Annotated in this window: 28 protein-coding genes; 14 read left to right on the forward strand and 14 right to left on the reverse strand. The window is 62.7% G+C overall.

The genetic code is table 11. The features are described from left to right. The 3 genes from AC0L14_RS15790 to AC0L14_RS15800 are packed head-to-tail and all read left to right on the forward strand — an operon-like array spanning position 1 to position 1,871. Positions 1-330 (forward strand): L-rhamnose mutarotase, encoded by a 330-nt coding sequence (locus tag AC0L14_RS15790; protein WP_473486128.1) that lies wholly within the window; start codon positions 1-3, stop codon positions 328-330. Next, complete coding sequence (locus AC0L14_RS15795) at positions 323-1,399, forward strand: Gfo/Idh/MocA family protein (RefSeq protein ID WP_473486129.1); 1,077 nt, start codon at positions 323-325, stop codon at positions 1,397-1,399. Before AC0L14_RS15790 ends, AC0L14_RS15795 begins: the two co-directional genes overlap by 8 nt. Position 1,400: 1 nt before the next feature. Beyond that, a complete protein-coding gene (locus AC0L14_RS15800; RefSeq protein ID WP_473486130.1) occupies positions 1,401-1,871 on the forward strand; it encodes a MaoC/PaaZ C-terminal domain-containing protein in 471 nt (156 codons plus the stop codon). 250 nt (positions 1,872-2,121) lie between these two features. Here AC0L14_RS15800 and AC0L14_RS15805 read toward each other — a convergent pair whose 3' ends face one another. Both AC0L14_RS15805 and AC0L14_RS15810 read right to left on the reverse strand, forming a co-directional pair. Further along, positions 2,122-2,772 carry a Vgb family protein gene (locus AC0L14_RS15805; protein ID WP_473750062.1) on the reverse strand — a complete coding sequence of 217 codons (651 nt, stop codon included), beginning with the start codon at positions 2,770-2,772 and terminating at the stop codon, positions 2,122-2,124. Between the two features lie 9 nt (positions 2,773-2,781). Next, positions 2,782-4,002: a helix-turn-helix domain-containing protein gene (locus AC0L14_RS15810; RefSeq protein WP_473527489.1), complete on the reverse strand. Its 1,221-nt coding sequence runs from the start codon at positions 4,000-4,002 to the stop codon at positions 2,782-2,784. Between the two features lie 137 nt (positions 4,003-4,139). On the opposite strand from AC0L14_RS15810, the gene AC0L14_RS15815 reads away from it, so the two are divergent. Both AC0L14_RS15815 and AC0L14_RS15820 read left to right on the forward strand, forming a co-directional pair. Further along, positions 4,140-4,910 (forward strand): DUF899 domain-containing protein, encoded by a 771-nt coding sequence (locus AC0L14_RS15815; RefSeq protein WP_473486135.1) that lies wholly within the window; start codon positions 4,140-4,142, stop codon positions 4,908-4,910. A gap of 6 nt (positions 4,911-4,916) precedes the next feature. Further along, positions 4,917-5,222, forward strand: a complete 306-nt coding sequence (locus tag AC0L14_RS15820; RefSeq protein ID WP_473486136.1) for a hypothetical protein — start codon at positions 4,917-4,919, stop codon at positions 5,220-5,222. Positions 5,223-5,342: 120 nt separating this feature from the next. Here the strand turns inward: AC0L14_RS15820 and AC0L14_RS15825 are convergent, their stop codons facing one another. The 5 genes from AC0L14_RS15825 to ehuB are packed head-to-tail and all read right to left on the reverse strand — an operon-like array spanning position 5,343 to position 9,156. Further along, positions 5,343-6,074 (reverse strand): GntR family transcriptional regulator, encoded by a 732-nt coding sequence (locus tag AC0L14_RS15825; RefSeq protein ID WP_473486138.1) that lies wholly within the window; start codon positions 6,072-6,074, stop codon positions 5,343-5,345. Beyond that, on the reverse strand, positions 6,071-6,850 hold the full coding sequence (ehuA, locus tag AC0L14_RS15830; protein WP_473527490.1) for an ectoine/hydroxyectoine ABC transporter ATP-binding protein EhuA: 780 nt from the start codon (positions 6,848-6,850) through the stop codon (positions 6,071-6,073). Before ehuA ends, AC0L14_RS15825 begins: the two co-directional genes overlap by 4 nt. Next, on the reverse strand, positions 6,847-7,506 hold the full coding sequence (gene ehuD / locus AC0L14_RS15835; RefSeq protein ID WP_473750063.1) for an ectoine/hydroxyectoine ABC transporter permease subunit EhuD: 660 nt from the start codon (positions 7,504-7,506) through the stop codon (positions 6,847-6,849). The genes ehuA and ehuD overlap by 4 nt, the downstream gene beginning before the upstream one ends. After that, positions 7,503-8,231 (reverse strand): ectoine/hydroxyectoine ABC transporter permease subunit EhuC, encoded by a 729-nt coding sequence (gene ehuC / locus AC0L14_RS15840; protein ID WP_287049344.1) that lies wholly within the window; start codon positions 8,229-8,231, stop codon positions 7,503-7,505. Before ehuC ends, ehuD begins: the two co-directional genes overlap by 4 nt. A gap of 55 nt (positions 8,232-8,286) precedes the next feature. Beyond that, positions 8,287-9,156, reverse strand: a complete 870-nt coding sequence (gene ehuB, locus AC0L14_RS15845; protein ID WP_352951645.1) for an ectoine/hydroxyectoine ABC transporter substrate-binding protein EhuB — start codon at positions 9,154-9,156, stop codon at positions 8,287-8,289. 219 nt (positions 9,157-9,375) lie between these two features. Here ehuB and AC0L14_RS15850 point away from each other — a divergent pair, with 219 nt between their 5' ends. The 6 genes from AC0L14_RS15850 to AC0L14_RS15875 all read left to right on the forward strand — a co-directional run bounded on the left by AC0L14_RS15850 (position 9,376) and on the right by AC0L14_RS15875 (position 16,807). Beyond that, on the forward strand, positions 9,376-10,566 hold the full coding sequence (locus AC0L14_RS15850; RefSeq protein ID WP_473486142.1) for a M24 family metallopeptidase: 1,191 nt from the start codon (positions 9,376-9,378) through the stop codon (positions 10,564-10,566). Between the two features lie 77 nt (positions 10,567-10,643). Further along, positions 10,644-11,792: a M24 family metallopeptidase gene (locus AC0L14_RS15855; RefSeq protein ID WP_473527492.1), complete on the forward strand. Its 1,149-nt coding sequence runs from the start codon at positions 10,644-10,646 to the stop codon at positions 11,790-11,792. A 10-nt stretch (positions 11,793-11,802) separates the two neighbouring features. Further along, positions 11,803-13,059 (forward strand): sarcosine oxidase subunit beta family protein, encoded by a 1,257-nt coding sequence (locus tag AC0L14_RS15860; RefSeq protein WP_473750064.1) that lies wholly within the window; start codon positions 11,803-11,805, stop codon positions 13,057-13,059. Positions 13,060-13,072: 13 nt separating this feature from the next. Beyond that, entirely contained in the window at positions 13,073-13,354 is a 282-nt protein-coding gene (locus AC0L14_RS15865; RefSeq protein ID WP_473486145.1) for a sarcosine oxidase subunit delta, read from the forward strand. After that, positions 13,351-16,305 carry a sarcosine oxidase subunit alpha family protein gene (locus AC0L14_RS15870; RefSeq protein WP_473750065.1) on the forward strand — a complete coding sequence of 985 codons (2,955 nt, stop codon included), beginning with the start codon at positions 13,351-13,353 and terminating at the stop codon, positions 16,303-16,305. Before AC0L14_RS15865 ends, AC0L14_RS15870 begins: the two co-directional genes overlap by 4 nt. Continuing rightward, positions 16,298-16,807 carry a sarcosine oxidase subunit gamma gene (locus AC0L14_RS15875; RefSeq protein ID WP_473750066.1) on the forward strand — a complete coding sequence of 170 codons (510 nt, stop codon included), beginning with the start codon at positions 16,298-16,300 and terminating at the stop codon, positions 16,805-16,807. Before AC0L14_RS15870 ends, AC0L14_RS15875 begins: the two co-directional genes overlap by 8 nt. A gap of 27 nt (positions 16,808-16,834) precedes the next feature. Here AC0L14_RS15875 and AC0L14_RS15880 read toward each other — a convergent pair whose 3' ends face one another. The 7 genes from AC0L14_RS15880 to AC0L14_RS15910 form a co-directional block, all read right to left on the reverse strand. After that, complete coding sequence (locus tag AC0L14_RS15880) at positions 16,835-17,866, reverse strand: phosphotransferase family protein (protein ID WP_473750067.1); 1,032 nt, start codon at positions 17,864-17,866, stop codon at positions 16,835-16,837. Positions 17,867-17,897: 31 nt separating this feature from the next. Beyond that, positions 17,898-19,109, reverse strand: coding sequence for an acyl-CoA dehydrogenase family protein (locus AC0L14_RS15885; RefSeq protein WP_473549275.1), 1,212 nt, complete (start codon positions 19,107-19,109; stop codon positions 17,898-17,900). A gap of 97 nt (positions 19,110-19,206) precedes the next feature. Next, positions 19,207-19,389: a hypothetical protein gene (locus tag AC0L14_RS15890; protein WP_473750068.1), complete on the reverse strand. Its 183-nt coding sequence runs from the start codon at positions 19,387-19,389 to the stop codon at positions 19,207-19,209. A 16-nt stretch (positions 19,390-19,405) separates the two neighbouring features. Next, positions 19,406-20,368 carry a 3,5-dioxohexanoate:acetyl-CoA acetone transferase gene (gene kce, locus AC0L14_RS15895; RefSeq protein WP_473750069.1) on the reverse strand — a complete coding sequence of 321 codons (963 nt, stop codon included), beginning with the start codon at positions 20,366-20,368 and terminating at the stop codon, positions 19,406-19,408. Next, on the reverse strand, positions 20,365-21,312 hold the full coding sequence (locus AC0L14_RS15900; protein ID WP_473750070.1) for a 3-hydroxyacyl-CoA dehydrogenase: 948 nt from the start codon (positions 21,310-21,312) through the stop codon (positions 20,365-20,367). The genes kce and AC0L14_RS15900 overlap by 4 nt, the downstream gene beginning before the upstream one ends. Positions 21,313-21,323: 11 nt before the next feature. Further along, positions 21,324-22,145 (reverse strand): SDR family oxidoreductase, encoded by an 822-nt coding sequence (locus AC0L14_RS15905; RefSeq protein ID WP_473750071.1) that lies wholly within the window; start codon positions 22,143-22,145, stop codon positions 21,324-21,326. 249 nt (positions 22,146-22,394) lie between these two features. Next, positions 22,395-22,982: a sulfocyanin-like copper-binding protein gene (locus AC0L14_RS15910; protein WP_473750072.1), complete on the reverse strand. Its 588-nt coding sequence runs from the start codon at positions 22,980-22,982 to the stop codon at positions 22,395-22,397. 224 nt (positions 22,983-23,206) lie between these two features. Between AC0L14_RS15910 and AC0L14_RS15915 the strand changes: the two genes are divergently transcribed. The 3 genes from AC0L14_RS15915 (at position 23,207) to AC0L14_RS15925 (ending at position 25,743) form a co-directional block, all read left to right on the forward strand. Next, positions 23,207-23,620 (forward strand): hypothetical protein, encoded by a 414-nt coding sequence (locus tag AC0L14_RS15915; RefSeq protein WP_473750073.1) that lies wholly within the window; start codon positions 23,207-23,209, stop codon positions 23,618-23,620. Between the two features lie 283 nt (positions 23,621-23,903). Further along, the gene (locus AC0L14_RS15920) at positions 23,904-24,587 is read left to right on the forward strand and encodes a hypothetical protein (protein ID WP_473750074.1); all 684 of its coding nucleotides are present in this window, start codon (positions 23,904-23,906) and stop codon (positions 24,585-24,587) included. A gap of 10 nt (positions 24,588-24,597) precedes the next feature. After that, entirely contained in the window at positions 24,598-25,743 is a 1,146-nt protein-coding gene (locus AC0L14_RS15925; protein ID WP_473750075.1) for an ImmA/IrrE family metallo-endopeptidase, read from the forward strand. Positions 25,744-25,745 lie beyond the last annotated feature (2 nt).

Raw genomic sequence — 25,745 nt, forward strand, 5'->3', positions numbered from 1 at the left:
ATGCAGCGGATGGGAATGGTGCTCGGCCTCAAGCCGGAAAAGGTCGCCGAGTATGTGCGGCTTCACGCCGCCGTCTGGCCTGAAGTCCTTGCGATGATTTCGGCCTGCAACATCAGGAATTATTCGATCTATCTCAAGGAGCCGGAGCACCTTTTGTTCAGCACTTTCGAGTACCACGGCACCGACTATGCCGCCGACATGGCGAAGATGGCCGCCGATCCCAAGACGCAGGAATGGTGGGCACTGTGCATGCCCTGCCAGGAGCCGCTGCCGACCCGCGGGGAAGGCGAGTGGTGGGCATCGATGGACGAAGTCTTCCATCATGACTGACGGTGTTTTCGATCCTGCCTCGCTCTCCCAGGCGTGGGCACAGCCGTCAAAGCCCAAGCCGATTGTGATTTTCGGCGCCGGGTCGATCGTCGGCGATGCGCATTTCCCGGCCTATGGGAAAGCCGGATTCCCCGTCGCCGGGGTTTTCGATCCCGACCATGCCAAGGCGGAAAGACTGGCGCAGAAATGGGGTGTCACCGCTTACCGGTCGGCCGAGGAGGCCGCGGCGATCAAGGACGCGGTCTTCGATCTGGCGACGCCGCCGGCTCATCATGCCGGCGTGCTCAGGGCGTTGCCCGATGGTGCGGTGGCGCTGATCCAGAAGCCGATGGGCAGCGATCTCACCGAGGCGACCGAGATCCTCGAAATCTGCCGCTCCAAAAACCTGAAGGCGGCGGTGAATTTCCAACTCCGCTTTGCGCCGATGATGCTGGCGCTGAAGGATGCGATCGCCAAGGGCTGGCTGGGCGACGTGGTCGATTTCGACGCTTGGCTGGCGCTTGCCACTCCCTGGCAACTCTGGGAGTTCCTGCTGAAGGCGCCGCGCGTCGAGATCGCCATGCATTCGATCCATTATCTCGACCTGATCCGGCAATTGCTCGGCGATCCCGGAGGCGTTCACGCCAAGACGCTCGGTCATCCCGGCCACAAGGTTGCGCAAACGCGCACCAGCGCGATCCTCGACTATGGCGACACGGTACGCTGTGCGCTGTCGATCAATCACGATCATAAATTTGGCCGAAAACACCAGGCTTGCGAGTTCCGCATCTGCGGAACCGAGGGCGCCGCCTACCTCAAACTGGGACTCAATCTCGACTATCCGCGCGGCGAGCCGGATATCCTTGAAATCTATCCGAAGGGCGGCTCCGACTGGATTACGGTGCCGCTCGTCGGCGAATGGTTTCCGGACGCCTTTGTCGGCCGCATGGCCAATGTTCAGCGCTACGCGTCAGGCGAGGATGCCGAACTTGTCAGTTCCGTCGAGGACGCCTGGAACACCATGGCGCTGGTTGAAGCCGCCTACCAATCGAGCGCGGCGCCGGCAACACTGATCGCGGCGAGGCCCTGACATGGAGCAGACTGTCTATTTCGAAGACTACAAGATCGGCTCGTCGCGCACGACCAGCGGGCGCACCATTACCGAGACCGACTTCGTCGTTCACGCCGGCCATACCGGCGATTTTTTTCCTCACCACATGGACGCCGAGTTCATGAAGACGACGCCGTTCGGCCAGCGCATCGCCCATGGCACGCTGGTCTTCTCGGTCGGCGTCGGGCTGACGGCAAGCGTCATCAACCCGGTCGCCTTTTCCTACGGCTATGACAGGTTGCGCTTCATCAAGCCGGTGTTCATCGGCGATACGATCAAGACCCGCACCACCATCTCGGCCAGGGAAGACGACCCCAAGCGGCCGGATTCGGGCCGGGTCATCGAACGCTGCGAAGTGATCAACCAGCATGGCGATGTGGTCCTAGTGGCCGACCACATCTACATCGTCGAGCGCCGTGATAAGCCCAACAGCGCTTCGAACTCAGTTTGACAAAACGCGCTTTTTTAGCCAGGCCTCAAGTTCCCGGAAGTGGCTGACGGTTAGGTCAATTCGTGCCGCCAGCCTCGATCTCGCGGGCCAGTGAAAGATGGCGCCGAAACCCCGAGACAAAAACCCGCCTTGGCGGCGGCCGTCACCTGTCAAGTTGAAACTACCTACAGTTGCAATTCCATCGCTTCAGGTTTGCGCTGTCCCTTTTCCGTGCGGTCCAATCGGTTCGTCAAAGGGGAAAGCGCTTCGGTTACTTGCTCGTGGAGGCCTGCCTCGGCCGGCGGATGGCTCTCACCTTGCCGCTGTTTCCACCGCCGCAGAAGAACTGATCGCCACCATCGGACTCGAGCCCCGACACGCCTGTTCCAGGCGGCATATCGAGCTTCTCCAGAACCTTTCCGGTTTCAGGATCTATCCGCCTGACGTCGCTCTCGTCACCTTCCCAGGTGCCGTGCCAGAGTTCGCCGTCGATCCAGGTGACCCCTGTGACGATACGGTTGGAATCGATTGTGCGAAGAACTGCCCCTGTCTGCGGATCGATCTGATGGATTTTGCGACCGCGATTCTGCCCAACCCAAAGTGTCCCTTCGGCCCAGGCGAGCCCGGAGTCGCCGCCGCCACCTGGCGCCGGGATCGTGGCCACCACTTGGCCGGTCTTCGGGTCGATCTTCTGGATGCGATCTTCGGTGATCTGGAACAGGTGCTGACCGTCGAAGGCCGTTCCGGCGTGCGCGGCGACATCGATCGCGCGCACCACCTTCCCGCTCGCAGGATCCAAGGCGTTCAGTCTGTCTCCGGACGCAAACCAGACGTGCTGACCGTCGAACGTAACCCCAGCCACCTGGTCGACACCCGGAAAGGGTCCATATTCGCGGAGGACTTCGGCTGCAGATCGCTTCATGATTCTATCCTAATAGCCCGACAGCGAGCCGGGGAGTAACAAGATTGTCGGGAATCCCGGCACGGGTGGGGTCATCCAACGACGCGCTCGCCCGCGACCGAACGACTGCACCTTGCCTGCTGCCGCAAGCTGCTCGAGCGATCGCTGCACAGTGCGCGAGCTGGCTCCGAGCGCAATTGCGAGCGCCGAGCTCGACCACGACTCGCCGTCGGCGAGGAAGGCGAGCACCGCTGCATGCTGCTCGTCGACGGGCGGCGCCAGCACCATGACATCGCGTGGGCGGCGCGGCTTAAGCGCAAAGCCTCGCTTGGTCGCGCTCACATCCGCCAGTGACCGCAGCTCTGCGCGAAGCCGGCCGACTTCGACCCGCAAACGGGCGCGATGCGATTCATCGGCGTGCTTGCCGCCGAAGGCGCGGGCGACGAGCGTACTTCTCGGCACGTCTGCGGGCCAGGCTTCGCCCAGCGTGCGTGCAAGCGCGAACAAGACCGGGCGCGTCGCGAGCGAGACGATCATGCCGGCGTCCCGCACGACATTGCGGCACGCGTCGACGACGAGCGCCCCCGACGCCAGCAGCGCTTCGACCTCCTCAAGCAGGAGCGGGCGCTCCTTGCCACGCGCGATCAGGCGCGCCGCGGGCGTGTTCATCACGAGGGATGCGCCTTCAACCTCGGCCGTCAGCGCGGGAATGTCCGCCTGGCGCGCGGCGTGCTCGGCCCGCGCGAGCGCAACGCGCGCCGCCTCGGTCCGGAGGCGGCGAATCGCGAGCCCCGCAATCACCAGCTCGTGGGCGGCCCTCGACGCGGGTGGGAGCGTTGTCGGGTCGAACCCGGCGAGCCTGCTCTCGGCCTCATCGAGGCGTCCGATCAGGAGTAGGCGCCGAGCCTCGAGATTGCGCGCATGCGCGGCATTGACGTGGTCGCCGTGCTTTTCAAGCGTCGACCGCGCGGCGTCGAGTGCCTTCGCCGGCCAGCCGAGGTCTCGCGAGACGAGTGCGATCTCGGCTTCGGCGACGACGCACCTCGCCCGGGCCACGGCCTCTTTCGGACCGAAGGCGCGCGCAGCACTTTTGAGGAGAGCCTTTGCTCGAACGAGATCGCCGAGCTGCGCCATCGCGATGCCGCGCAGCGCAAGCGCAGGCGCATCGTCACGCAGGGCGACCCGCTTCAATGCGCCGAGGGGATCACCCGTTGCGAGGGCGCGCGCCGCAGCGGTGATCAGCGAGTCCATCGGAATCCCGTCACACTTGTAACTCTCACCATTCGAAATCCGGTCCTAATCTATCTCAGGACCAACAACCAGCGCGCCGTACGAAAACGGTGCGAACGAGGCAGGACATAGAGGACAGAACATAAAGGAGAAGAACGATGCCGACACACAGGACCGGAACACGTGAGGAGTGGCTGGCAGCGCGGCTTGATCTGCTCAAGGCGGAGAAGGAGCTCACGCGACAAAGCGACGAGGTGGCGCGGCGGCGGCAGGAATTGCCTTGGGTTCGGATCGATAAGGATTACCGATTCGAGACCGACGAAGGCAGCGCTTCACTGGCAGACCTTTTCAGGGGACGCTCGCAGCTCCTCGTCTACCACTTCATGTTCGGGCCCGATTATACGGCGGGCTGTCCGGCCTGCTCGGCGATCGCGGACGGATTCGACGGCTTCGTCGTCCACCTGGCCAACCACGACGTCATGCTTTCGGCGGTATCGCGGGCACCGCTCGCGAAGCTGCAGGCGTACAAGGGGCGGATGGGATGGACGTTCCCCTGGGCCTCCTCACACGGCAGCGACTTCAATTTCGACTTCGACGTTTCGTTCACCGAGGAGCAGCAGCGCGAGGAAGGCATCGAATACAACTATGTACGCGAGGCGCCTCTCGCCAAAATACCCTCACGTACGACTGCCGACGGCTCCGAGACGTTCGCTGCAATGAGCGGAACAGACATGGCCACGTACACGCGCGAGAGGCCAGGCATGAGCGCATTCGTGCTCGAGGACGGCGTCGTCTACCACGCCTATTCCACCTATGCGCGCGGACTGGACGGCCTCTGGGGCATGTATCAGTGGCTCGACCGCGCGCCCCAAGGGCGTAACGAGACGGGCGTCTGGTGGCGCCGCCACGACGAGTACGGCCAAGGCTGACGTTCGATGACACTGCACTCCAACCACACGCAGAAGATGCCGCCCGCAGGCAGCGGATCTGCCGATTTCCCAAGCGACAATGTCGCCGCCCGCGGCGCGGCCGACTGGCTATCCCTGGCAGCCGCGCCAACCTTCGCAATGATGGCGCTGCTGACGGCCGTCACCGGTGATGCGGACATGATCTGCTCGGCGGCGCGAGATGCGTCGCCGCTGAGCGGAATGGTCGTAATGTACTTGCTGATGAGCGCCTTCCATTCGGCGCCTTGGCTGAAGCTGGTTGGCAGCCGACGAAGCGCTGTCCGCCGGTCGTGATCCGGCGCTCGCCGGATCAAACGGCAACCGGCGCGCGACCTGGCGCAGCCCCGACATGGCGATGGCAGTCGATTTTGTGCAAATGTCATTCCCGGCGGAAGAGGGAATTCAGAGCGTAAATTACAGAGTTCCGCCGGATGTGCTGGCCTCGCCTGCATGACGCATCATGCGGCGAAAACTCATCGAGATATGAGCTCGCCTTATGTGCCCGATGGACTCCCAGTCGCCGATCTCGGCGGCGGCAAGCACCTCTTCCATTTCGCGGCGGAACGCAGTGAACTCCTCCACAAGGCCCAACTGCGGCATCATCTTCAGGACGACGCGCGCGACCTGAAAATACAGGCGCTCGCTGATCTCGCGCAGCGGCTGGTTGCCGGTCATCGCGGTGAGCTCGTAGAAAAAATCCATGTTGAGGCGCAGGAAAGCGCGCTGGTCGGGATTGAGCACATCGGAATCGCAGCGCGCGATGAGTGCCCTTATCCGGTCGAGGTCGTCCGCCGTGCGCGGGATCGGCGAAAGCTTGCCGACGAGGAGCGCCAGTTCCAGGCGCAAGTGATAGACCTGCTGCAATTCCTCGATGTCGACATCGGTGACGATCGTGCCGACGCCATGGACGGATTGAACCAGACCCTCGGATTCGAGGCGCGCCAGGACACGGCGAACCGGCGTGCGGCTGATCTGGAATTCCTGGGCAAGCTCTTCCTCGGAGAGATGGCTACCTGGCGCGTAGTCGAGCAGGCAGATGCGGTCGCGCAGTATCCGGTAGATACGCTCGAACCGCTCCCGCGCCGAGAGCGGACGCGGCGGTGCGGCGGTCACGGCCAGGGGCGTGGCATCCGTCTCAACCGTCATCCAGCCTCCAGGACAGCGTGCAGGAACTGCTGTGTCCGCTCGTTCTTGGGGGCGCCGAACAACTCGCTTGGCGGCCCCTGCTCGCAGATCTTGCCGGCATGGAAAAAGCAGACGCGATCGGAGAATTCCTTGGCAAATCCCATCTGGTGGGTGACCATCAGCATGGTGAGGTCATGTTCCCTGCCGAGTTTTCGGATGACTTCAAGCACTTCGCCGACGAGTTCGGGGTCGAGTGCCGAGGTCACCTCGTCGAACAGCATGATCTTGGGCCGCATGGCGCAAGCGCGGGCGATGGCGACACGCTGCTGCTGGCCGCCGGAAAGCTGCGAGGGATAGTGGTCCTTCTTCTCCGACAAGCCGACCATGTCGAGCAGCTCGGCCGCACGCGCCTCGGCATCGGCGCGCTTCATGCCGAGCACGGTTATCGGGGCCTCGATGCAGTTCTGCATAGCCGTCATGTGCGGGAACAGGTTGAACGACTGGAACACCATGCCGATCTTGGCGCGGATCTTGCGAATGTGCGCGAGATCGGCGGGAACAAGCTTGCCGTTCCTCTCCATGTGGGTGAGCGGCTCGCCTTCGACCCAGATGACGCCGTCATTGATCGTCTCCAGCGTCATCAGCATACGCAGCACCGTGGTCTTGCCGGAACCTGAAGGGCCGATGATGGAGACCTTCTCGCCGCGTGCTATTTCCAGATGGAGCCCGTCGAGAACGGTCAGCGCGCCGTAGCGTTTCGAAACATTGTCGAAGCGGACCATCGGTTGTTCCGTCATCGCATGATCCTCCGGTTGAGCAGGCCTTCGAGGGAGCGAATGAGCGCGGCAGAAACCAGGCTCATGGCAAGGAAGAACAGGCCGACCAGCGTCATCGGCTCAGTGTAGCGGAAGGTTTCGGAGCCGATGATCTTGGCCGTCTGCATCAGCTCCAGCACGGCGATTGCGGAAAGCAATGGCGTCTCCTTGAACAAGGCAACCAGATAGTTGCCGAGCGCCGGAACGATCGGCGGGATCGCCTGCGGAATGATGATGTCGCGGAACGTCGTCCAGGCCGACAGGTTGAGCGCGACCGAGGCTTCCCACTGGCCGCGATGGATGTTGTCGAAACCGGCGCGATAGACCTCGGAACAATAGGCAGCGTAGTGGATGCCGATGGCAAGCACCCCGGCGGTGAAGGCGTCGAGCACGACGCCAAATTTCGGAAAGACGAAATAGAGAAAGAATATCTGGATCAGCAGCGGGGTCGACCGGATCAGTTCGACCAGCACCGAAATCGTCCAGCCGGTCCACGGCACGGCGATGCGGACGACCGCCAGCACCAGGCCAAGCGAGGCGGCAAGCGCAAAGCCGATCAGCGTCGCCTCGATGGAAACGATGGCAGCGCGGGCGAGCACCGGCAGGATTTCAAAAGCAAATGCCCAGTCCCAGATCATGCTGCCTTCCCCCGCGCCAGTCCGAGCGAAGCCCGCCTTTCGAGAAGCCGCATGCCGATGGTCACAACCAGCGACATTGCCAGGTACATCAGCAGGACGAGGGTGAAGATCGGAATGGTCTTGAACGTGTTCTGGTTCATTTGCTGCGCCTTGAAGGCGAGGTCCGAGAGCGTGATCAGCGAGACCAGCGCTGTCGATTTCAAAAGCTCGATGAACAGATTGCCCCAAGGCGGGATCATGGCGACAAAAGCCTGCGGCAGGATGATCCGGCGCAGCATCTGGGGGCGGCTCATGTTCAATGCGGTAGACGCCTCCCACTGTCCACGGGCGACGGACTGGATCGCGCCGCGCACGACTTCCGACCCGTAAGCACCAACGTTCAGGCCGAGCGCCAGGACAGCAACCAGGAATGCGTTGAGCGTGACACCGAATTGCGGCAGCACGAAAAACAGCCAAAACAATTGCACCAGCGCCGAGGTGCCGCGGAAGATCTCGACATAGACCGTGGCCAGCCATCTGAGCGGCGCCGGGCCATACATCCTTGCCAGCGCCGCCAGCACGCCCATGACGATTGCCAGCAGGCTACCGAGGATAGCGATCTCGATCGTCAGGACCGCGCCTTGCAGCAGCCCCGGCATAAACACTTTGTAAGATTCCTGCGTTGCCAAGGCACCGATCACGACAAGCGCGACGACCAGCATGGCAACGAGCGTACGTATCCCCATGCGGATTCCCCCAGGAAAAAGGGGCGGCGCTTTCGCGCCGCCAGCAGTTGGGAACCTATTTGCCCGCGCAAAGCTCCGCGGTGGTCTTGTTGGGGAGGTAGTCCTTGCCGAAGCCGAGCGGCTCGACCAGCGCGATGTGCTCCGGCGAACCGAGGAACGTCTTCAGCTCGGCGTTGAACGCCTCCTGCAGATCGGTGTCTTCCTTGCGGAAGCCGAAGCCGCCATGGCCTTTCACCGACTTGCCGGCAACCTCGCCGAACGGCTTGGTCGATTCGACGCCGTCGGCCTTCTTGGCCATGTCGGCGATCGAAAGAGCGGTTAGTGCGGCAGCGTCGGCACGGCCCGACTGGACGGCGGCGACCAGGCTGGACTGGTCGGGCAAGGCAACGATCTGCCCTGCGGCGACGCCTGCGTCCTTGGCGTAACCGCCCTCGACGGCGCCGGCCATCACGGCGAGCTTGAGATCCGGGTTTTCCTTGAAGCTGGAAAAGTCCTTCACGCCCTTCGGATTGCCTTTTGCCACCAGCATGGCCTGACCGATGCCGTAGGACGGCTCGGAGAAATTGATCTCGGCGCAGCGCTTCGGATTGATGAACATGCCGGCGGCGATGATATCGAAGCGGCCGGCCTTGAGACCTGGGATAAGCGAACCGAATTCGGTCAGCACGCCGTCAACCTGCGCGATACCCATCTTGGCGAGCACCGCCTTGGCAACTTCCGGCGCTTCGCCGGTCAGCTTGCCGTCAGGCGTGGCGTAACCGAACGGCGCCTCGTTGGCGAAGCCGACGCGGATGTAGCCGTCCTTCTTGGCCCGTTCGAGGGTGGTTTCCGCATAAGCGGGCAGCGCCGTGAGTGATGTCGCGGCAAGCGCGAGGCAGGCGGCGGCTTTCACGACCATCCGGCGCGATATCGATGATTTGAACATGCTTTTCTCCCATTGAACAACTGACTGATGATTCCCAGGGCGCGGCCTTCTTCGAGATCGACACCTGCTTGTCAAGACGTATACAACTGCCCTAGACATTGTGCAAGCGAAGATATAAAAACCACGGAAAGTCGGTAATAATTCGTAGTCAAACCACGAATTATTGCCCTAGTTGTGCACAATTTAAGAAAAACCAGCGTACCGGTGGGTGGGATTTCGGTGGCGAGCGCGAGCGGTTTCGGGACTTTCACGCAAGCGGAGTATGCGCAGCGCCTGGTCGGCGTGAAGACGCGCATGGAGAAGGCCGGCTTCGACCTCATCATCTGTCAAGATCCAGCCAATATGTGCTGGCTGACCGGCTATGACGGATGGTCGTTCTATGTTCCGCAATGCGTGCTCGTCCATCTGGAGGAAGACCGGCCGATCTGGTTCGGCAGGGCGCAGGACGCCAGGAGCGCACGCCTGACCACCGGCCTGCCGGAGAAGAACATCGTGCCGTTCTCGGAACGGCTGGTGCAGCAGCCCGTCGAGCACCCCTATGACGAACTCGCCCAGCTGATCCGGTCGCGTGGCTGGAGAAACGCCCGCATCGGCGTCGAGATGGACGCGCATTATTACACCGCGCGCTGCCATGCCCATCTCGTCAGCGGGCTGCCTGACGCGCACTTCGCCAACAACCACGATCTCGTCAACTGGGCGCGGCTGGTCAAATCCGAAGCCGAGCTGGTGCTGATCCGCGAGGCCGGTGCGATCTGCACGCACGCCATGAAACGCGCCATCGAAAAAATGAGACCCGGCGTGCCGCAGAACCATGTCATTGCGGAAATCTATCACGCACAGATCATGGGCGTGCCTGGAGCGGGCGGCGACTATGCCGCGATCTGTCCGCTGATGCCCGTCGGCGAGGGCACCAGCACGCCGCATCTGACCTGGTCCGACGCGCCGCTGCCGGACAGCGGCCTCGCCATTCTGGAGATCGCCGGGGTGCGGCGGCGCTATCATGTGGCGCTGACGCGGACCGTACATTTCGGCAAGCCGCCGCAAGCCATCATCGACTTGGCCAAGGCGATCGTCGAGGGCGTCGACGCCGGCCTTGAGAAGGCGCGCCCCGGCTACACCGCCGAAGAGGTCGAAGCCGCCTGGCAGGCAGTGTTGAGGAAGAACGGGCTGAAGAAGGAGAGCCGCGTCGGCTATCCGGTCGGGCTCGCCTACCCGCCCGATTGGGGCGAACGCACCGCAAGTCTTCGTCCCGGCGACACCACCGAGATGCAGTCCGGGATGTGCTTCCATTTCATGGCCGGCGTTTGGCTCGACGATTTCGGCATCGCCATCTCGGAATCCTTCGTCGTCACGGATCACGGCGGCGAACGCCTCTGCGACGTGGCGCGCGAACTCATCGTCATCGACTGACCATGACGGACGGGAAGCCGGTAACTGACGAAAGATCATGCCGGCAACGAAACCGGTAACCAGCACGAGGACGCCTGATGGACCGTAATCCGTTTTCCGAGGCCGAAATCGCCGGCCGCCTTGTCAGGGTCCGCACGGCGCTGGCTGAGCGCGAGCTGGACGCGGGGGTCTTTGCTTCGCCGGAGAACGTCTTTTACCTCACCGGGCTCGATCACTGGGGATATTTTGCCCCACACCTGCTGATCGTGCCGCTCGAGGGAAAACCTGTTCTGGTCACCCGCTCGATGGAAAAGGTGACGATCGAAAAACAGGTGACGGCAGCGGAATTCCGCGGCCATTCCGACAGCGAAACGGCAGCTGATCTTGCCGCGCGGGTCATTGCGGAGACCAGCCTGTCCGGCAAGCGGATCGGCCTCGAATACTGGACGGCGGGCCTCAGCCATGGGCTTGCCGTCGCACTCCAGACGCAGGCCGATGCCAGATGGAGCGATGTTTCCGGGCTGGTCGACAAGATGCGGCGGGTGAAGAGCGCCGAGGAACAGGCGCTGATGCGTCAGGCGGCACAAGTGACCGACGCCGCCGCCGGCGCCGCGATCGCCGCGATCTCGGACGGCGCTTCCGAACAGGAGGTCGCGGCCCAGTGCGTTGCGGCGATGATCCGCGCCGGCGGTCATGCCCCGGGCTTCGGACCTTTCATCCGCCCGGCCGCCCGCCTGGGCGAGGAGCATACGACCTGGGGCGACGGGATCTATCGCAAGGGCGAACCGGTCTTCGTCGAACTGTCCGGCTGCATCTCGCGTTATCACGCGCCGCTCGGCCGGCTCGTTCGCATCGGCCATATCAGCGACGAAGACGCCGCGATGGCGGAGGTGACCGCCAAGGCGTTTGATGCTGTCGTCGAGGCACTCAGGCCCGGCGCCAGAGCGCGCGACGTCTACGCCGCCTGGCAGACCGTCGCGGACGAGGCCGGTCTTTCCCACTATCGCCGCCATCACTGCGGCTATCTGGTCGGCGCCGGCCAGCCGCCATCATGGACCGGCGGCAATTCGGTGACCGGCTTGAGGCACGATTCCGACCTCGAAATCGAGACGGGGATGAGCTTCCACATCCTGTCGTGGCTGATGGGCACCGGTCGCGGCGATGACTTCGTCTCCAACACCGTACTTCTGACCGATGCGGGCGCCGAAGTGCTTACCCGCACGCCGGCCGGCCCGATTGTCCGCTAGGCCCGCACGCATGTCTCGCTACTCGGCATTTTCAATTTTCCGCAACGCGCTGTCTGGCCAGAGGAACTGGCAGCGCGCCTGGCGGGCAGCGGAGCCAAAACCGGCCTACGACGTGATCGTCATCGGCGGCGGTGGACACGGCCTCGCTACCGCCTTCTACCTCGCCGAGAACCACGGCATCCGCAATGTCGCGGTGCTCGAAAAAGGCTATATCGGCGGCGGCAATGTCGGGCGCAACACCACCGTCATCCGCTCCAACTACCTGCTCGACGGCAACACCCAGTTCTACGAATTCTCGATGAAGCTCTGGGAGGGCATGTCGCGGGCGCTGAACTTCAACGTCATGTTCTCGCAACGCGGCCAGCTCGTCACGGCGCATTCGGCCGATCAGCTCGACGGCTTCAGTCACCGCGCCAACATCATGCGGCTGAACGGCATCGATGCCGATATCCTCGACCGCGACGAGGTGCGCCGGCTGGTGCCCTATCTCGATTTTTCCGACACGGCCCGCTTTCCGATCCATGGCGCCATCTTCCAGGGCCGGGCGGGCACGGCGCGCCACGACGCCGTCGCCTGGGGCTATGCGCGCGCCGCCGACGGTCATGGCGTCGACATTATCCAGAACTGCGAGGTGACAGGCTTCCTCCGCGACGGCGACAGGATCGTCGGCGTCGAAACGACGAAAGGCCGGATCGGCGCCGGCAAGGTCGGCCTCGCTGTTGCCGGTCATACATCCGTGCTCGGCGCCAAGGCCGGCCTGGAACTGCCGATCGAAAGCCACGTCCTGCAGGCGTTCGTCACCGAACCGCTGAAGCCGTTGGTAGACCACGTCGTCGCCTACGGTGCCGACCATTTCTACGTCAGCCAGTCGGACAAGGGCGGGTTGGTCTTCGGCGGCAATCTCGACGGCTACAATTCCTACGCCCAGCGCGGCAATCTCGGCGTCGTGCGCGAAGTGGCGGAGGCGGCGATTGCGCTGATGCCGTGCATTTCGCGCGTCCGTCTGCTGCGCCATTGGGGCGGCGTCACGGATATGACGCCCGATGCCAGCCCGATCATCTGCCCGACATCGATCGAGGGCCTCTATCTCAACGGCGGCTGGTGCTATGGCGGCTTCAAGGCAACGCCGGCTTCCGGCTGGTGCTTCGCCCACACGATCGCCACCGGCAAGCCGCATCCCTTGATCGCAGCCTACGGGCTCGATCGTTTCCGCACCGGCCACACGCTCGATGAGGCTGGCGCCGGCCCCTCAGCCTGGCTGCAATAGGAGGCGGAAGACAATGCTGCGCATCGAATGCCCATGCTGCGGTCTGCGCGACCATGACGAGTTCCGCTACGGCGGCGATGCCTCGGTCACGCGTCCGGCCCACGACGATCCCGATCCGCAGGCCTGGTACGTTTATGTCTATCTCAGGGCGAACCCGGCAGGCCCGCACCGCGAATTCTGGCAGCACGTGATCGGTTGCCGCCAATGGCTGGTGGTCGAACGCGACACGCGCAACCACGCCATCGCGTCCGTCGATCTCGCCAGGAAATTATCGGCCAGGAAATCACCAGCATGAGTTCGAACCACAAGCGGTTGTCGATGGGTGGCCGTATCGACCGCGAGCAGCCGGTCGAGTTTACCTTCGATGGCAGGACGCTGGCTGGATATCGCGGCGACACGCTCGCCTCCGCGCTGCTCGCCAACGGCGTCACCCTGGTCGGGCGCAGCTTCAAATATCATCGTCCACGCGGCATCTTGTCCGCCGGGCCCGAAGAGCCGAATGCGCTGGTCACGCTCGCAACCGCAGGTAAGCGCGAGCCGAACCTGCCGGCGACGACACTGGAACTTGCAGACGGCGTAGTCGCAGAAAGCCAGAACCGCTGGCCTTCGCTTGCCTTTGACGTGCAAAGCGTCAACGGCCTGTTGGCGCCGTTCCTTTCTGCCGGCTTCTACTACAAGACCTTCATGGGCCCGACGCGCCGCGCCTGGATGTTCTACGAGCACTTCATCCGCAAGGCGGCCGGGCTCGGCAGAGCCGGCACCGACCCTGATCCCGACCGCTACGACATCAGTCATGCCTTTGCCGATGTCGCAATCATCGGCGGCGGCCCGGCAGGATTGTCGGCGGCGCGTGCTGCCGCAGCGGCCGGCGCGCGGGTGGCGCTGATCGAGCAGGATTTCCTGCTCGGCGGCCAGCTTCTGGCGGAGCCGTCCGACAGCGCAGCGGCCGCATGGTTGAGACAGGCCGAGGCCGAGCTGGAGAGCTCCGAAACCGTCACCCTGATGAAGCGGACAACCGCTTTCGGCATCTATGACGGCAATGTCATCGGACTGGTCGAGCAACGCGACCCAACCAATCCGCAGCTGGCCGGCGAAGCGCGGCAGACGTTCACCATGCTTCGCGCCCGCTCGATCGTTTTCGCCACCGGCGCCATCGAGCGGCCAATAGTGTTCTCGAATAACGACCGGCCCGGCGTCATGCTTGCGTCGGCCGCCCGGACCTATCTCAACCGTTTCGCCGTCCTGCCCGGCAAGAAAATAATCGTCGCCACCAGTAATGACGGCGCCTGGCGCGCCGCCTTCGACCTTGCCGATGCCGGCGCAGAGGTGACGGTTGCCGACCTGCGCGCAGCACCACCCGCCGCGCTCGCCACAAGAGCCGCACGGCTCGGCGTGGTGGTGCGGGCCGCAACACGCATCATCGACTTGCGCGGCGGCCATGCCGTCAGGCGTGCAACACTCAACGGACCGGACGGCATATCCGAGGCCGCCTGCGACCTGGTCTGTGTATCCGGCGGCTGGTCGCCAACCGTGCATCTCACCTCGCACCTGGGCGTCAAACCTCAATATCGCGACGACATTGCCGGCTTCGTGCCGGGCGCGTTTACGGCGGACCGGTTCGGCGCCGGCTCGATGATGGGAGCCTATTCGACCGCCGATGTCATCGAGGACGGTCATCGCGCCGGCACCGAGGCGGCATCGTTCTGCGGCAAGTCGGCGCCGGTGCCCGCTCCGTCGAAACTCGATCTCGGCGAGACCGCCACGGCACTGCTTTTCGAAGTCCCTTCTCTCGGACGTGGAAAAGCCTTCGTCGATTTCCAGATGGACGTGACGACCGGGGATATCGAACTCGCCCATCGCGAGGGCTATGAATCGGTCGAGCACCTGAAGCGCTACACCACGCTCGGCATGGGCACCGACCAGGGCAAGACCAGCAATTTTGCGGCGCTTGCCTCGATGGCGGCCTTACGCAACGCAACGATCCCCGAGACCGGCGCCACGACCTTTCGCCCGCCCTACACGCCGGTTGCCATCGGTGCGCTTGCCGGACGCGCCATCGGCCATCATTTCAAGCCGATCCGCCGCACCCCGATGCACGACTGGCACATGGCGAACGGCGCCGAGATGCTGGAGGTCGGGCTCTGGATGCGGCCCTATTTCTACAGGCAATCCGGAAGTGACGTGAACGAAGCCTATGTCGCCGAAATGCGGAATGTGCGCCAGGCCGCAGGCCTGATGGACATCTCCACCCTCGGCAAGATCGACGTCCAGGGCCCGGATGCGGCGATTTTCCTCGATCGCATCTACGCCAACGGCTTTGCCAAACTGCCGGTTGGTCGTGCCCGCTACGGCGTCATGCTGCGCGACGACGGCATCGTCTTCGACGACGGCACCACGACGCGGCTGGCCGAGAACCGGTTCTTCATGACCACCTCGACCGCCAAGGCCGCCGACGTGCTGTCGCGTCTTGAATTCCTGCTCGATACGGCCTGGCCGGATTTGCGTGTAGCCGTGACCTCGGTGAGCGATGAATGGGCGGCGATGTCGGTTGCCGGACCGAAAAGCCGCGCAATTCTGAGTGCCGCGTTTCCCGCTCTCGATGTTTGCGACGCGGCACTTGCGCATATGGGATTGCTCGAAAGCGAATGGCAGGGCCGTGCGCTCCGCATCCTGCGCCTCAGTTATTCCGGCGAGCGCGCCTACGAAATCTATGTCGGCGCAACTGCCGGTGAACAGCTTTGGAGCCGCCTGCTCGAAGCAGGCAGGCCGCTCGACCTGAAACCTTACGGGGTCGAGGCGCTCGGCGCGCTGCGCGTCGAAAAGGGCCATGTCGCCGGACCTGAAATCGATGGGCGCACGACGCTCGACGATCTTGGCCTCGGCCGCATGGCCGGCAAGCGTACCGGCTTCGTCGGCGACGTGCTGCGACGGCGCCCCGCCTTCCAGGCGCCCGACCGCCAGCGCCTGGTCGGACTGGAATGCATCGAGGAGGGAAAACGCCTTCGCGGTGGCGCCATCCTGTTTCTGCCGGGCGAGAAACGTTACGGCCACGGGCGCGGCCGCGTGACTTCCGTCACCTTCAGCCCCGAACGCGGCCACTATGTCGGGCTGGCCTTGCTTGCCGGCGATCTCGCTAGCGAAGGAAGCGAGGTCGTGGCCGTCTATCCGATGAAAGCCGAAACGGTGCGTGCCCGCATCGTCTCGCCGGTATTCCTCGATCCGCAGGGGGAGCGGCTGCATGGCTAGCGTTATGTCTTCGCAGGAGTTCAGCCTGTCTGTGGCCGATTGTCCGCTCATCCAGGTTGAGGGTTGGGACGGGACGCTGACGCAATTCGAAAAGAGCGTCAAGGCGTCGCTCGGTACGAAACTTCCCGCCTCGGTCGGAGAGACGGTTCGCCACAAGGGTTTCCTCGTCATCCGCGTTTCACCTCGCCGTTTCTGGCTGGCTCTCGACGACGGCGCGCAAGCACCTTCGCTTGCCATCGACCCCGATCTCGGCTGTTCGGTCTCTCTCGGCGAGGGCCGCGTGCGTTTCAGAATGGCTGGGGCCGACGTCGCGCGGGTCCTCTCCAGATGCATCACAGTCGACTGGCGCGCGCCGGCGGCCGCCCCGGGCCGCTCCGTGCTGACATCCTTGCACCATGTGCCCGTGCTCTTCCTGCGCACCGGCGAGACCGCGTGCGAACTCATCGTGCCGCGAAGCTTTTCGCGAAGCCTCTCGGACTGGATTGCTGACGCCGCGGGGTAGGGAAAGGACCAGGCGCGAACGCTCCCCTCAGGAGCCGCTCCACGGTCTTGCCCCTTGGATGATCTCTTGAGCACGTGCGGCAAAGCGACCGGCGAGAGGCCACTTGCTGGCGGCATCGGCCGACGCCGCGCTGCCTGCCCGCGCCCGGTCGGCGATGCCGACGAAGATCACCGCGAAACGAAACAGCGAAAAAACCAGGTGGAAGCGTTCCAGGGGCGCAGTGGGCACGGCATGGGCGAAATAATGGTCGAGGAATTCGCGCTGGCTGGGGATACCGAGGGCGGCATGATCGAGGCCGAGGATGCCGCCATATTCGTCCGGGGTCGAATGCCAGGTCATCGAACAAAAGCCGAGATCGGCGAGCGGATGGCCGATCGTCGACAGCTCCCAATCGAGAATGCCGATCACCTCCGGCTTGCCGGGATGGAACAGCAGATTTCCGAGGCGGAAGTCGCCATGGGCGATCGACACGCGTCCATCATCGGCGGGCAGATGCTGCGGCAGCCAGTCGGCCACCGCTTCGAGTGCCGGAATTCTGTCACTCGGCGATTCCCTGAGCTGTCTGGTCCAGCGGCCAATCTGGCGCTCGAAATAGTTGCCGGGCCGGCCGTAGTCGCCGAGACCGACCTCGTCGGGACAAACAGCATGCAATTTGGCCATCGCTTCGGCCATGCCGAAATAGATCGCGCGTCGCTCCGCGGGGACAAGGCCAGGCAGCGAACAGTCGTGGAAGACGCGACCATCCAGCCGCTCCATCAGGTAGAAGGGCGTGCCGAGCGGCTCGGCACCGTCGTGATAGAGCACCGGCCCGGGCACCGGGACATCGGTCGGCGCCAGCGCTTCAAGCACGCGGAACTCGCGGTCGACGGCATGCGCCCCGCGCAGGATCGGCCCGGCCGGCTTCTTGCGCAGCACCATGCGATGCGCACCATAGTCGACGAAGTAGGTGGGGTTGGACTGTCCGCCGCCGATCCGCTCGAGCGTCATTACAGCATCGCCGAAGCGGTTCGCGAGAAAGCCCTTCAATGCCGCAGGATCGAAGTCCGCATTCAACGGCATCTTTTCCTCCTGAGATGCCACCCCGCGTCGCCTATGCCTCGCCTTCGACAGTCCAGCGCCAGAAGCTGCTCTCTTCCTCGTTGAGGAAACGGTTCAGCACCATCTTGTGGACCTCATCGGCGCCATCGACCAGCCGCGCCTGGCGCGCATAGCGGTAGATCCATTCGAGCACGGTGTCCTTGGAATAGCCCCGCGCGCCGTTGATCTGGATCGCCACATCGGCGGCGTCATGCAGCACATTGGCGACCTGGACCTTGGCCATCGACACGTCCTTGCGGGCAAAGCCGCCGCGGTCCAACTCCCACGCAGCCTTCATCACCAGGATGCGACCGATCTCGATGCGCATGGCAAGGTCGCCGAGCTTCAGCTGGACGCTTTCGCGGTCGGCGAGGCGCTGGCCGAAACCATGGCGCATGGCAGCGTAGGCGCGCGCGATCTCGACGCAGCGCTTGGACAATCCGAGCCAGCGCATGCAGTGGGTAAGCCGCGCCGGGCCGAGCCGCACCTGCGTCACCTTCATGCCCCTGCCCTCGCCGACCAGCATGTCTTCGACAGGAATTTCGAGCCCATCGAATTCCAGCTCGCAATGCCCGCCATGCTCCTCCGGGCCCATGATCTCGATACGGCGCATGATGCGCCAGCCCGGCTGATCCTTGTGGAACATCAGAGCCGACAGACCATGGCGCGGATCGTCCGAAGTTCGCGCGATCAGGATGAAATGGCTGGCCTCCTCCGCGCCTGTGATGAACCATTTGCGGCCGGTCACGACATATTTGTCGCCGCGCCGCTTCGCACGCGTCATGATCATCGAAGGGTCCGAACCGCCGCCGGGGTGCGGTTCGGTCATGGCAAAGGCCGAGCGCACCTTGCCCTCGACAATCGGCTTCAGCCATTTTTCCTTTTGTGCTGGCGTGCCGAGCGCCTCCAGAACCATCATGTTGCCATCGTCGGGCGCTGCCGAATTGAACACCACGGGTCCGAAGATCGACCGGTTCATCTCCTCGTAACAGACCGCTATGTCCATCTTGCCGAGACCGGCGCCGCCGGTTTCGGGCTTGAGCTGCAGGCACCACAAGCCCGCCATCCGCGCCTTGGCGCGAAGCGCCTCCAGCAGCGGCAAGGCAATATTTCCATGGGCGTCATAGGACATCTTGTCGGCCTCGAGCGACAGGATCTCACGCTCGACGAAGTCGGCAATGCGGACGCGGTAATCTTCGGTGCGGGCTGGAATGTCGAAATTCATGGACAAACTCTCAGCGAAGCGAGGTGGCCGCCATCGTCTAGAAATCGAGCGAGCGCTCGTTTTCCTTATTCGCCTCTATCCCCTTTTGCAGCCGCCGTCATCCGGCGAAGAGTGGTTCCGCAACGCTCTTGATGCCAAGGCCGGTTATTGCGAACAGGCTGCCGCGCAGGACGCCATCGCCGGGGAAGCGCGGTAACGGCGGTTTTGCCATCGAGGTCACATAGAGGGTGTCGAGTTTCGGTCCGCCGAACATCACGCTGGTGACCCTCTTGACGAGCATGTCGGGGCGAGCCGCCTCAGAACGCGACCTTGTCGCCGCCCTTCAGTGACAGGATCTCGCGCGCCTCGTCGGGCGTCGCCACCTCCATGCCAAGCCCCTCGATGATCTTGCGGGCAAGCACCACCTGCTCGGCGTTCGATTTGGCAAGCTTACCCTTGCCGGCCCAAAGACTGTCTTCGAGCCCGACGCGGATGTTGCCGCCAAGCGCTGCCGATTGGGCCGCGATCCGCAATTGGCTGGCGCCGGCACCGAGCACCGACCAGCGGAACTGGTCGCCGAACAGCCGGTCGGCGGTGCGCTTCATATGGGCAACGTCTTCGGGGTGCGTGCCAATGCCGCCAAGCAGACCGAACACCGACTGCACGAAGAACGGCGGCTTGACCAGCCCGCGATCGGCGAAGTGCGAGAGGTTGTAGAGATGGGCAATGTCGTAGCACTCGAACTCGAAGCGCGTGCCGTTGTCGTAGCAGGTCGCAAGAATGTATTCGATGTCTTTGAACGAGTTGCGAAAGACAAGGTCGCGCGTCGCTTCCAGATGCGGCTTTTCCCAATCGAACTTGAAAGTCTCGTATTTGTCGACGAGGTGATAGAGCCCGAAATTGATCGAGCCCATGTTGAGCGAGGCGACCTCGGGCTTGAACTCGGCGGCCGGGCGCACGCGTTCCTCGACCTTCATGTAGGGACTGCCGCCAGTGGTGATGTTGATGGCGGCATTGGTGGCCTGCTTGATGCGCGGCAGGAAGCGGGCGAAGGCCGCCGGCGTCTGGTCAGGCTTGCCGGTCTCGGGGTCGCGGGCATGCAGGTGCAGGATCGCCGCACCTGCCTCCGCTGCCGCGATCGCCTCGGACGCGATCTGGTCCGGCGTGATCGGCAGATAGGGCGACATGGTCGGTGTGTGGATCGCCCCGGTCACCGCACAGGTGATGATCACCTTGCCTTTGGTCTGCTGGGCGCCGGGATTGCGGCTTGTTTCCGTCATCTTCCAAACTCCTGATCCGATTTTTTCTTGTGCGCCGCCAGCGCCATCAGCCGGCGGTCGCGCCAAACCTGCCGTTCACCGAGTTCTTCCCGCGGCAGCCGCTTGCTGCGGTCGGCCTCTACCGTTTCGATGACCTCGCCGGCCCAGTCAACGCGGCGCAGCATCTGCGGAAAAATGTTGGCATAGATCGCTTGATAGCGCTCGACATAGTCGCGTACACCGCCCGGCGCATTGAGGTCGATCGTTTCGAACGGACCCATGAACGACCAGCGCAGCGCCAGCCCGTCGCGAATGCCGATATCGACATCCTCGACGCTGGCATAGCCGTCCGCGACAAGTCGAAAAGCCTCCTCCAGCAGCGCGCCCTGCAGGCGGTTCATGATGAAGCCGTCGAGCTCGTGCTTCATCACCAGCGGCGCGTGGCCCGCATCGACGAGGAAGGCGCGGGTCCTTTCGACCGTTTCGGAAGAAGTCCATGGCGCCGGCACGACTTCCGCGGCCGGGATAAGATAGGGCGGATTGATCGGATGAACCACCAGGCAGCGGTGCCGCCCTTGCAGATGGGCGGTGAATTTCGACGGCAGCAACGCCGAGGTGGAACTGGCGATGACCGCTTGCGGAGCGGCCATTGCATCGATCTGCGAGAACACCTTGCGCTTCACTTCGAGGTTTTCGGGCGTGTTCTCCTGGATATGGACTGCATCGGCCAGCGCCTCGCCCAGTTCTGCCACGATGGTGATGCGACCAAGCACCGCGTCGATTGCCTGTCCCCGCAGCAGATCGTTCGCCGCGAGGTCGCCGAGCACGCCGGCGATGTAATCATGCGCGCCGGTGGTCGCGGCCGGCGACTGGTCCCACATCCGCACGTCATGACCGGCGCGGGCAAAACTGATCGCCCAGGCCCGTCCGATGAACCCGCTGCCGACAATTGCTACTTTCACCATGGTCGGGCTCCTCATAGGGTTTCGACGTTGCCGTCGACGCCGAGCGACTGGCCGGAGATGTTGATCGCCGCATCGGACAACAGGAAGGCGACCATCGCGGCTACGTCATAAGGGCTGGTCATGCGGCGCAGCGAGATGTTCTGGAGATAGCGCTCCGTCATCTCCTTGTTTGACACACCGAGCTGCCTGGCCCGGTCGGCGATGACCTTGTCGATGCGTGGTCCCTCGATGATGCCGGGCAGGATAGCGTTGACCCTTATGCCGTGCGGCCCGAGTTCCTTGGCGAGGCTCTGCGTGAAACCGATGACGCCGAACTTGGCGGCCGAATAGGGGGTGCGGAAAGCGTAGCCGTGGCGGCCGGCGGCGGACGACATCGAGACGATCGAGCCGCCGCCCGCCGCCTTGATCAACGGCACGGCGCGCCGGGCGCAGAGGAACTGGCCGGTCAGGCAGACGTCGATGCAGCGCCGCCAGTCTGCCGGATCGATTTCGTCGACGCCGCCGGTCGGCCCGGCAATGCCGGCATTGTTGATCAGCGCGTCGAGGCCGCCGAGCTTTTCCTTCACCGTCTCGAACAGCCGGTCGACGTCGTCTTCGCGCGAGACATCGGCCTTGACCGCGGCGACGAGGGCGATCTTGTCCGGAGCAGCAGCCAGCGCCTCGTCGGAAACGTCGCAGACGACGATGCGCGCGCCGAGCCGCGACAGCGTGTCGGCAATGGCCAAGCCGATGCCGCCGGCGCCTGCCGTCACAAGCACGCGCTGCCCCTTCAGCCCGGTCAGAAAATCGTCCGGGGATGACGGTGCCCCTTTACTTATCGCCGTCGCACTCATCGTCCGATCCTTTCTCATTGCAGCCGCCGTTCGCGCAGCGCCATGACAGCGCCCAGAACGACCAAACCATACAGTATTGCCCTTGTGGCATAGGGCAGCTGAAATAGTGACGAAAGCATTGCCCGCTGGTGGCTTGGCGAGCAAAGGCAGCTGCTCGGGCACGCCAGACTTTCGAATTTCCGGTAAGCCGCCCTGGGTTTGCATTGATCTCCACGACCAAGCCATAGCGCGGGCTTGCTCGATTAGCCCCTAAGGCCGTCCTGGGGGCTGCTCCTGCGGAAATTTGTTTTCGTCTATGATTGCCACGGCCTGTTCGATGCTGTCTCTCACCTCGAAACCGATCCAGTGTCCGTCCATCAGATGCGTTTGCCTCGCACAGGCGAGGAAATAGCTCCCGGCCTGCTGCGCAACAAAGTTGAGTTGCCTCCTCTCATTGATTTTAATTCCCTCTGGCGGATCGGTGTACACCCCCCAGATCGCATCCTCGGCCGTCAACTTCACCGGCATCTCTGACTGAGCGTAGACCCTGGTCAGCATCAGGCTGTGCCGGAAAGACGAGGAGCCATTGATGAACTCGATCTTTACCGACCATTCCGCTGGCACGACGATGGTGAGATTGCCGCCCCAGTAACCGTTGAAGTCGATAATGTCGGTCCGGATGTTGTCCCTGCGGTACCGCTCGACTTGGTTCCAATCGGCAACAATCTCTATGGCCACTGTCTTGGCTGAAGGATCGTTCTTGATCCAGCTCGGGACGAAAGGCTCCCCAGCCAGTGCAATTCCAGGCAATAATCCCAAGGCGACGGCGAGAAGGGCAAGGTGAGCAAAGCGCGCCATCGCAATCAGAGGCTCCTCCCGAGCGGGGCGGCCGAGCGCAAGCGACCGCCAATCGAGGTCGACCCGGCTTCTGCTTTAAGGAAGAGAATATCCTCAAAATAAGATCCGCACCAGCAAACCCAGAATGCAGGTAGTGTCTCAGTTGAAATATGCGGAAACGCCTGTCACGTTTGATCCCATAGGCGAAAGCGCCTATCTGCTTAGCGGAAAGCATGGAGGAATGCGTGGCTCGTGTGAAACTCCCCGAAAGTGCGACCATAGCCGACGTCGTCAGAACACTCGACCAGCCGGTGGACTATGTCGCGGGCGTGTTTGGCAGTATGCACACCTACAAGAAAAAGCACGGCTCCGCGTTCGTGCGGATTGGGATCACCGGGCACGGGAAGCTACCGAACTATCGAATTGAGCCAGACGGCGACCGCCTATCTTTTCTGGATGACTACATCGCAGGAGGTAACGTCGATCGATATTTTGTTGCCTTTCATGGTCGCAACCACAAACAGCTCGATTGGGGCGTGGACGAACTAAAGGGGCCACATTGGAGCCAGGGCTACATGGACTATGACGCCTTGCGCGCCCTTCTAGGAGAAATGCGCGCCTTAACTGGAAAGAGTGTTCGGCATGCCAACCGGACCTAAAGGCGAGAAGCGCCCCGCCGACGTGATCGGCAACGCCGTTCGCGTCATGCGCATTGCGACTGGCTAGGAAGCCGACGACGTGATTGACGACGGCAAGGACCCTGCCGCCAAGGTGTTTGGTGCGAAGGGCGGCAAGAAGCGCGCCGTCACATGACGCCAGAGCGGCGCGCCGAGATCGCTAAGAAGGCTGCAGAAAAGCGGTGGGGAAACCGGTAATTCAGTTGACCTGAGATTAGGTTTCTGGGAATCTGGTTTACTCGAATCAGATTGGAGCCCGCTCTGCATGCCCATCATTCCCGAAATTCAGGACCGCTTGAGGCTCGCCTTCCCGCAATCAAGCGACTTGGCTCTTGCTCGCGCGGTCCAAGAAGGCAGTTTCTTGGCTGGCCATCTTTTCGAGGGCGAATCGTTCCTCAACAACGCAATCGGTAGGGACCTCCGAGGCCATATTCGCCGAATTGGGATCGCGTACCAGATTGATCTCTACTGCACTCGGGGCGATCTTCCATTTCTCACATCGATGAAGCCGATGCCGAAAGGCAGTTGGCATTGGTTGGAGGTCTCCGCGACCGGTGCGATTGCCCATGTCTGCCGGACCGATGATGTCGACGGCTTCCCAGAAGAAGCCGAGAGTAGGCAGGACACGCGGCTTTCGTTGCAGCCCGATCTCTTGAGCTGGTCAGAAAAGGACAAGGACATCAAACGGCTCGTCCGCGAGATACCAAAGCTTTACGCTTGGCTGACGTTTCGCGCGGCGCGTGATGGCAAGCTCAGCCATCTTTGCTGGGGTGCGCCGGCTCCCGACTCAGATACATGGATCGGGCACATCAATGTTCTTGATGAAGTGGCGAAGCGTGGCGCAGAGGTTCCGGTGGGCTCGACGGTCCCCGACGCTGGAGCAAAGCTCCGCCTGAAGGACCACATTGCCCAAGCGCTCGAAGAGAGCGCCAAGAAGGAAGGCGCATAAGCGCGACCCAATGAGTGATCTATTTTCATCAGACAGGCGGAATCTGCCTCGGGTTATCCCCGAGCGAATTCGCGAAGCGCGAGAAGCTCGCGGGCTACAGCTTGAGCCATTCGCCGAACTCTTGAACGTTACAAAGCAGGCTGTATCCCGGATGGAAAGCGGTCTCTCTGCTCCGAGTGGGGAAACGTTCGGTCGGATCATAGCCGTGACTGAGCAGCCGCCGGCGTTTTTTACTACCCCGAGACAACGGTCTGGGGCGGGCATCGCACCGTTCTGGCGAAGTCTAAAACGAGTCGAATTGCATCATCGTAAGCGCATTGCTCGTCGGCTTGAATGGGCTAGTGATGTCGTCGCCTATTTGGAGCGTTTCATCGATATGCCATCGGTCGATCTCCCGGCTCTTGATTTTGATCCGTCTTCTCAATCAACGGATCAAATTGAAGCGGCGGCAGATGCACTGCGATCCGCCTGGTCGCTTGGGCGCGGTCCTCTCCGAGACCTCTCAGCGATCATGGAATTGCATGGCTTCATCCTGATTCGCGAGGCGGTCGATTGTCCTGATATGGATGCCGTTTCATGCTGGCAGGCAGGCCGTCCGTATGTCTTGTTTTCAGCGGATGTGACTAGCGGACCGCGCACCGCCTATAACCTTGCGCACGAACTCGGGCACATGCTGCTGCATTCGCCTGTTGAGGTCACGTCCGACAATATCAATGATATAGAGCGTCAGGCGGATCGCTTCGCTAGTGCTTTTCTTCTACCTCAAGATACGTTTAGTCGTGAGGTCCTAGGGACATCTCTTAGTCACTTTGAATTCCTTAAACAAAAGTGGGGAATTTCGATTGCTGCAATGGCCTATCGCTGTAGGGATCTTGAAATAATTAATGGAAATCAGCACAGCTATGTTATGCGACAACTAAATATGAAACGCATTCGCACGCACGAGCCCTTTGACGAATTATTCCAAACCAGAGCGCCTGCTATTCTGGGGGCGTCTGTGAAAATGCTTTTGGATCAATCGGTGCAGACAAGAAATCAGGTTGAGCAAGCGTTAGCGTTGAACCTGAGCGACATTGAGCGCCTTTGTGGTCTACCGAAAGGCCATTTGGATACCCGCGTCGTCCCTTTCACTCCAAAGCTGCGCAATTCGAATTGAAC

This window comes from Mesorhizobium sp. WSM4841, from assembly GCF_055811515.1.

What these genes read in the sequence shown, in the direction of transcription:
- AC0L14_RS15790 (WP_473486128.1), top strand. Translation starts at nt 1, where the DNA reads ATGCAGCGGATGGGAATGGTGCTCGGCCTCAAGCCGGAAAAGGTCGCC.
- AC0L14_RS15795 (WP_473486129.1), top strand. Translation starts at nt 323, where the DNA reads ATGACTGACGGTGTTTTCGATCCTGCCTCGCTCTCCCAGGCGTGGGCA.
- AC0L14_RS15800 (WP_473486130.1), top strand. Translation starts at nt 1,401, where the DNA reads ATGGAGCAGACTGTCTATTTCGAAGACTACAAGATCGGCTCGTCGCGC.
- AC0L14_RS15805 (WP_473750062.1), bottom strand. Translation starts at nt 2,772, where the DNA reads ATGAAGCGATCTGCAGCCGAAGTCCTCCGCGAATATGGACCCTTTCCG.
- AC0L14_RS15810 (WP_473527489.1), bottom strand. Translation starts at nt 4,002, where the DNA reads ATGGACTCGCTGATCACCGCTGCGGCGCGCGCCCTCGCAACGGGTGAT.
- AC0L14_RS15815 (WP_473486135.1), top strand. Translation starts at nt 4,140, where the DNA reads ATGCCGACACACAGGACCGGAACACGTGAGGAGTGGCTGGCAGCGCGG.
- AC0L14_RS15820 (WP_473486136.1), top strand. Translation starts at nt 4,917, where the DNA reads ATGACACTGCACTCCAACCACACGCAGAAGATGCCGCCCGCAGGCAGC.
- AC0L14_RS15825 (WP_473486138.1), bottom strand. Translation starts at nt 6,074, where the DNA reads ATGACGGTTGAGACGGATGCCACGCCCCTGGCCGTGACCGCCGCACCG.
- ehuA (WP_473527490.1), bottom strand. Translation starts at nt 6,850, where the DNA reads ATGACGGAACAACCGATGGTCCGCTTCGACAATGTTTCGAAACGCTAC.
- ehuD (WP_473750063.1), bottom strand. Translation starts at nt 7,506, where the DNA reads ATGATCTGGGACTGGGCATTTGCTTTTGAAATCCTGCCGGTGCTCGCC.
- ehuC (WP_287049344.1), bottom strand. Translation starts at nt 8,231, where the DNA reads ATGGGGATACGTACGCTCGTTGCCATGCTGGTCGTCGCGCTTGTCGTG.
- ehuB (WP_352951645.1), bottom strand. Translation starts at nt 9,156, where the DNA reads ATGTTCAAATCATCGATATCGCGCCGGATGGTCGTGAAAGCCGCCGCC.
- AC0L14_RS15855 (WP_473527492.1), top strand. Translation starts at nt 10,644, where the DNA reads ATGGACCGTAATCCGTTTTCCGAGGCCGAAATCGCCGGCCGCCTTGTC.
- AC0L14_RS15860 (WP_473750064.1), top strand. Translation starts at nt 11,803, where the DNA reads ATGTCTCGCTACTCGGCATTTTCAATTTTCCGCAACGCGCTGTCTGGC.
- AC0L14_RS15865 (WP_473486145.1), top strand. Translation starts at nt 13,073, where the DNA reads ATGCTGCGCATCGAATGCCCATGCTGCGGTCTGCGCGACCATGACGAG.
- AC0L14_RS15870 (WP_473750065.1), top strand. Translation starts at nt 13,351, where the DNA reads ATGAGTTCGAACCACAAGCGGTTGTCGATGGGTGGCCGTATCGACCGC.
- AC0L14_RS15875 (WP_473750066.1), top strand. Translation starts at nt 16,298, where the DNA reads ATGGCTAGCGTTATGTCTTCGCAGGAGTTCAGCCTGTCTGTGGCCGAT.
- AC0L14_RS15880 (WP_473750067.1), bottom strand. Translation starts at nt 17,866, where the DNA reads ATGCCGTTGAATGCGGACTTCGATCCTGCGGCATTGAAGGGCTTTCTC.
- AC0L14_RS15885 (WP_473549275.1), bottom strand. Translation starts at nt 19,109, where the DNA reads ATGAATTTCGACATTCCAGCCCGCACCGAAGATTACCGCGTCCGCATT.
- AC0L14_RS15890 (WP_473750068.1), bottom strand. Translation starts at nt 19,389, where the DNA reads ATGCTCGTCAAGAGGGTCACCAGCGTGATGTTCGGCGGACCGAAACTC.
- kce (WP_473750069.1), bottom strand. Translation starts at nt 20,368, where the DNA reads ATGACGGAAACAAGCCGCAATCCCGGCGCCCAGCAGACCAAAGGCAAG.
- AC0L14_RS15900 (WP_473750070.1), bottom strand. Translation starts at nt 21,312, where the DNA reads ATGGTGAAAGTAGCAATTGTCGGCAGCGGGTTCATCGGACGGGCCTGG.
- AC0L14_RS15905 (WP_473750071.1), bottom strand. Translation starts at nt 22,145, where the DNA reads ATGAGTGCGACGGCGATAAGTAAAGGGGCACCGTCATCCCCGGACGAT.
- AC0L14_RS15910 (WP_473750072.1), bottom strand. Translation starts at nt 22,982, where the DNA reads ATGGCGCGCTTTGCTCACCTTGCCCTTCTCGCCGTCGCCTTGGGATTA.
- AC0L14_RS15920 (WP_473750074.1), top strand. Translation starts at nt 23,904, where the DNA reads ATGCCCATCATTCCCGAAATTCAGGACCGCTTGAGGCTCGCCTTCCCG.
- AC0L14_RS15925 (WP_473750075.1), top strand. Translation starts at nt 24,598, where the DNA reads ATGAGTGATCTATTTTCATCAGACAGGCGGAATCTGCCTCGGGTTATC.